The following is a 5,492-nucleotide window of genomic DNA, read 5'->3' as shown; positions in this document are numbered from 1 at the left end:
ACGAGAAAGGCGCCTTCACCGATGCGAGAGACGACCGCGCGGGCCGTTTCGAAGAAGCCGCCGGCGGCACCATTTTCCTGGACGAGATCGGGAATATCTCCATCCCCTTCCAGGCCAAGCTGCTGACCGTTTTGCAGAACCGACAGGTGACGCGGGTTGGCTCCAACAAACAGATCCCCATCGACGTGCGGTTGATTTCCGCCACCAACAAGAATATCCAGCAGCTGGCGGCTTCCGGGCAATTCCGGCAGGATTTGCTGTACCGCATCAATACCATCGAAGTGCACCTGCCGCCATTGCGCGAAAGGCGGGAAGACATCGTGCCCCTGGCCGAATATTTCCTCGGGATGTACCGTAAGAAATACAACCGTCCGGTCGCGTTTCTGCACGAAACCCTCATCACGCAGCTGGAGAATTACGACTGGCCGGGAAACATCCGCGAATTGCAGCACGCCATCGAGCGGGCGGTGATTTTGTGCCAGGGCAAAACGCTCATGCCGAAAGATGTTTTCGTGAAATCGGCGGCATCCGCGGAAAAGCTGGACACCGGTTTCAACCTGGAGGATATGGAAAGGAATATGATCGCGCAGGCCCTGAAGCAATGCAACGGCAATATCACCGACGCCGCCAGGGAACTGGGTTTGAGCCGGGCTGCGCTCTACCGCCGTATGGAAAAATACAATCTCTGACATGAACCGTTTCAGCGTCATCATCCTGTTGCGCCTTGTGCTGTTCATCGCCACCGTGGCGGCGGGGTTCGCTTTGTGGACCGCCGGTTACCCGCTGCTGATATGGCTCGTGGCGCCTTTCCTGATCGCGCAGGTGGTGTCGTTATATCACTATCTCAACCGCGTCAACCGGAAACTGACGTTGTTCCTGGAGGCCATCCGGTACGAGGATTTCTCTATCCGCTTCAGCGCCGACAATAAACTGGGCAAGAGTTTCAGCGCCCTCAACCACCAGTTCAACGAAGTGCTGGAAGCATTCCGGCAAACACGCGCGGAAAGGGAGGCCAATCTCAAATATATCGATACGATCATCCAGCATATCAGCATCGGCGTTTTTTCTTTTGATACGGATGGAAAGATAGAACTGATCAATCCCGCCGCCTTCCGCCTGCTCGGCATTTACCGGTTGCGGTATATCGACGAACTGAAAAACGTACACCCCGATCTGGCAGGGCTGCTCATGCAATTGCCGGCAGGGCATAAAGCACTGTACGCCACCCAAAACGGCCAGCAGCTTTCGATCCAGGCGGCGAGCGTGCGGCTGCAGGGGCGGCTCGTGAAGCTGATTTCGTTGCAGAATATCCATGCGGAACTGCAGCAAAAAGAACTGGAAGCCTGGCAGAACCTCACCAAAATCCTCCGTCACGAAATCATGAACTCAGTGACGCCCATTGTGAGCCTCATCGGCACCATGCAGGATATCGTGCAGTACGACCTCGCCGCTACCGACGAGCAGAACGACGCCGTGGGCGACCTTCGCGAAGCGCTCGAAACTATCGAGAGCCGCAGCAAAGGCATCATGAATTTCGTGAACGCCTACCGCGACTACACCACGCTTCCCAAGCCGCAATTCACCACCATCAACCTCAAACAACTCATCCACTCCGTAAGCAACCTGCTGCTGGCCGATATGAAAGCGGCGGGCATCCGGTACCGGTCGCACGTTTCGCCCGACAATATTGAGATTCATGCCGACGAAACGCAATTGCAGATGGTGCTGATCAACCTCATCAAAAACGCCATGGACGCACTGGACCAAACCGAGCAGCCGCTTATTTCCGTGAAAGGCTCGTTCAACGGCCAGCAAGTGATCATCGAAATCACCGATAACGGACCCGGCATCGACCCTGACGCGCAGGAAAAGATCTTCATCCCCTTCTTCACCACCAAAAAAACCGGTTCCGGCATCGGGCTGAGCCTCAGCCAGCAGATTATCCAGATGCATGGCGGGCAGCTGAAACTGAGCAGTATCCCCGAAAAGGGTACCACTTTTTATGTATTGCTCAACAGTTAAAAAGGGTGTAAGTTGGGGGACAATTCCACTTCATGAAACCTGCCTATTGGATAGCTGTGTATTTCCTCGCGTTGCTCGCGGATATCGGGATGATCCTTTTCGACGTACCGCAGGCCCGGTTCATCACCAAACCCTTGCTGATGATACTGTTGGGCGCGTACGGATGGGCCCTCGCCGGCAAGCTGCAATCCGCTTCCCGCAACTTCATTTTCGCCGCCTTAATTTTTTCCTGGTCGGGGGATGTATTCCTCCTGTTCCCGCAGTTTTTTCTGCCGGGACTGGTGAGTTTTCTTATAGCACATTTGATGTACATCGGATTTTTCCTTTGGATGAAACCGCGGCCTAAGATCGGGATCATCGAAAAGATGGCCATGGCCGTAGCCCTGGGATATGCGGCGGTGGTGCTGTCTTTACTTTATCCCAAAGCCGGCGAGATGCGCATCCCGGTTATCGCGTATACGGCGGTGATTACCAGTATGTTCCTCCTGTCTGTGCGTGCATTCGGATTTGGCGCGCCCTGGTATGGGATGCGGGCTATCCTGGGGGCGTTTTTCTTCGTGGTGTCCGACACAGTGCTGGCGTTCCAGCTTTTTTATGCGGACTTCTCCCACAGCGGCATCGTGGTAATGGCGACTTACGGTGTGGCGCAGTGGCTTTTGGTGTCGGGGAGTTTGTATTATCTTAGGAACAGAATATAAAAACATATGCTCCAAAAGATCACGCTTACCCTTACCGCGCTGCTGGCGCTTCTTGGCGCGCAGGCGCAAACCTGGCAGGATACGCTGGCCCGCATCGAATCCGCTTTCGAGCGCTTCAAGCCCGACGGGCCGGGTGCGCAGATGGCCATCAGCCGCAATGGAAAGGTGATTTTTTCGAAGGCATGGGGGATGGCAGATATAGAGCGCAACGTTCCTATGACCACCACTTCGCTCATCGAAGCGGGCAGCGTCAGCAAACAGTTCACCGCCGCTTCCATCCTGTTGCTGGAACAGCAGGGGAAATTGTCGGTGGAAGATGATGTGCGGAAGTATGTGCCGGAGCTCCCGGAGTACGCGCAAACCGTCAGGATATCGCACCTCCTGCACCATTCGAGCGGGCTGAAGGGCTGGCCGCGCGGGGAAAGGAACTACACGAACAATGACGCGCTGCGCATCATCTGCCGGCAAAAAACATTGAACAACCCTCCTGGATACGAATACATCTATTCCAACACCAACTACACGCTGATGACGATCATCGTGGAGCGCGTGTCGGGCAAAACGTTGGAAGAATTCACCGATCAGCATATATTCTCTCCTGCCGGCATGGACGCTTCCCGCTGGCGGCAGGATCTCCGGCAGCTGGTGCCCAACAGGGCCGTGGCGTACGGGGAAGACGGCACTTATGGCTTTTACATCAACATGCCCAACGAAAGCGTGTACGGCCATGCCGCCCTGCTCACCACCGCGGAAGAATTGCTGAAGTGGAATGAATTGTATACTTCGGGAAGATTCGGCTCGCCTTCCCTCTACGCCAAACAAACGCAAACCGTTCCCCTGGCCAACAGCCATCCCGCCGATTATGCCGCGGGACTGTCTGTGGCACTTTTAAATGGTCAGCAGGCGGTGACGCATAACGGCGCTACAGCGGGTTACCGGTCCAGCCTGGAATATTTCCCGGAAATGGGCATGTCGTTCGCGTTTTTGTCCAACACCTCCCAGTTCGACGGCTCCCCCACCAACCCCGCGGCCGTGGCGCGCAATATCTTCATCCCCGAACCGCCCAAACCCGATCCGCGGCCGGAACCCGTTCCGCCCATCGCGCTGAAGGAGGAAGTTTTACGCGCATTATCCGGGTGGTACCGGAACGAATGGAGCGGCAACCCCAGGAAGATCATTTTTTCCGAGGGCTACCTGTTCGATGGCAACCAGCAGCTAATCACTGAAGGGAAAGACCGCTTCCGGAACAAGAGCGGGGTTCGCTACGTCTTCGAAAAGGGTGACATGACGCTGGTGACGCCCCAAAACGCCCGTTTCCTGTTCATTCGCGAAAAAGCCCCGGACTCCACGGCCAGCAAAACCGAATACACTGGCAAATTCGGGTCTGACGAGGCGGAAGCCCGGTGGACGGTAGTTTTGGACAATAAAAACCTCATCATCAAGATGGACCGGCCGGGACTCACCGCGCTCATGAAGCCCCTCTATAAAGACGCTTTCGAAACCGGATTCGGGCTGGTTCGCTTCCACCGCGACGCCCAAAATCGTATAACCGGGTTCGATGTTACGACTCCCCGGGCGCGGCGGGTGCCATTTATCAAGGCCAACTAATCCGATTATTGCCTAATTTTGGTGCCTATGCATCAAACGGATTTTCTGGTGGTGGGTTCCGGTATCGCCGGGCTCACATATGCGCTGAAAGTAGCCGGCGAATTCCCGGACAAGAAGGTGACCATCATTACCAAGACGCGGGAAGACGAGACCAATACCAAATATGCGCAGGGCGGCGTGGCCGTGGTCAACGACCTGGAAAACGACAGCTTCGAGAAACATATTGAAGATACGCTCATCGCGGGCGACGGGCTCTGCAATGAAAAGATCGTCGAAATCGTGGTGAAGGAAGGCCCCGACCGGGTGAATGAACTGATTGCCTGGGGCGCCCGGTTCGATAAATCCCCCGACGGAGATCTCGCCCTCGGCAAAGAAGGCGGCCACTCCGAATTCCGCGTCATTCACCATAAAGACGTAACCGGCCGCGAAATCGAACGCGCGCTCCTGGAAGCAGTCCGCCGCAGCAAGAACATAGAGGTCGTAACCCATTGCTTCGTGCTGGATCTCATCACGCAACACCACCTGGGTTACCTCGTCACCAAATCCACCCTCGACATCGAATGCTACGGCATTTACGTCCTCAATCAGAAAACCAATAAGATCGAAAAAATCCTGTCGCGCCTCACGCTCCTGGCTACCGGCGGGAACGGACAGGTATACCGCACCACCACCAACCCCATCATCGCAACCGGCGACGGCGTGGCGATGGTTTACCGCGCCAAGGGCCGCATCGAGAACATGGAATTCATCCAGTTCCACCCCACGGCATTGTACCAGGTAGGCGTCAGCGGGCAATCTTTCCTCATCACCGAAGCTGTTCGCGGCGACGGCGGTATCCTCCGGAATGCCGACGGGGAAGATTTTATGCATAAATACGACCAGCGGCTGTCGCTGGCCCCCCGCGATATCGTGGCCCGCGCCATCGACAGTGAAATGAAAATCTCCGGTACGGAGCACGTGTATCTCGACTGCCGGCATATGGACCTGGAGAAGTTCATCCATCACTTCCCGAACATTTACGAAAAGTGCCGGTCGATCGGGATAGACGTTACGAAAGACATGATCCCTGTTGCGCCGGCGGCCCATTACAGCTGCGGCGGCATCAAGACCGACGAGTTCGGCCGCACATCGATCAGGAATCTTTATGCCTGCGGAGAATGTGCC

Annotated in this window: 5 protein-coding genes; all 5 read left to right on the top strand. The window is 55.9% G+C overall.

Annotated elements, in window-relative coordinates:
• On the top strand, positions 1–689 hold a 689-nt coding region (locus Q0510_RS01235; RefSeq protein ID WP_298707492.1), incomplete at its 5' end, for a sigma 54-interacting transcriptional regulator.
• A gap of 1 nt (position 690) precedes the next feature.
• A complete protein-coding gene (locus Q0510_RS01230; RefSeq protein WP_298707490.1) occupies positions 691–2,022 on the top strand; it encodes an ATP-binding protein in 1,332 nt (443 codons plus the stop codon).
• A 32-nt stretch (positions 2,023–2,054) separates the two neighbouring features.
• Complete coding sequence (locus Q0510_RS01225) at positions 2,055–2,720, top strand: lysoplasmalogenase (RefSeq protein WP_298707488.1); 666 nt, start codon at positions 2,055–2,057, stop codon at positions 2,718–2,720.
• Positions 2,721–2,726: 6 nt separating this feature from the next.
• Positions 2,727–4,328: a serine hydrolase gene (locus Q0510_RS01220; protein WP_298707487.1), complete on the top strand. Its 1,602-nt coding sequence runs from the start codon at positions 2,727–2,729 to the stop codon at positions 4,326–4,328.
• A gap of 27 nt (positions 4,329–4,355) precedes the next feature.
• Positions 4,356–5,492, top strand: a 1,137-nt coding sequence (locus tag Q0510_RS01215) for an FAD-binding protein (protein ID WP_298707485.1), incomplete at its 3' end; no start/stop codon positions are given.

It is taken from the genome of uncultured Chitinophaga sp. (assembly GCF_937874145.1).
Taxonomy (GTDB): Bacteria; Bacteroidota; Bacteroidia; order Chitinophagales; family Chitinophagaceae; genus Chitinophaga.
The sequence above is the reverse complement of the archived record's forward strand: the minus strand, read 5'-3'. Positions and strand labels throughout refer to the sequence as shown.

What these genes read in the sequence shown, in the direction of transcription:
- Q0510_RS01230 (WP_298707490.1), top strand. Translation starts at nt 691, where the DNA reads ATGAACCGTTTCAGCGTCATCATCCTGTTGCGCCTTGTGCTGTTCATC.
- Q0510_RS01225 (WP_298707488.1), top strand. Translation starts at nt 2,055, where the DNA reads ATGAAACCTGCCTATTGGATAGCTGTGTATTTCCTCGCGTTGCTCGCG.
- Q0510_RS01220 (WP_298707487.1), top strand. Translation starts at nt 2,727, where the DNA reads ATGCTCCAAAAGATCACGCTTACCCTTACCGCGCTGCTGGCGCTTCTT.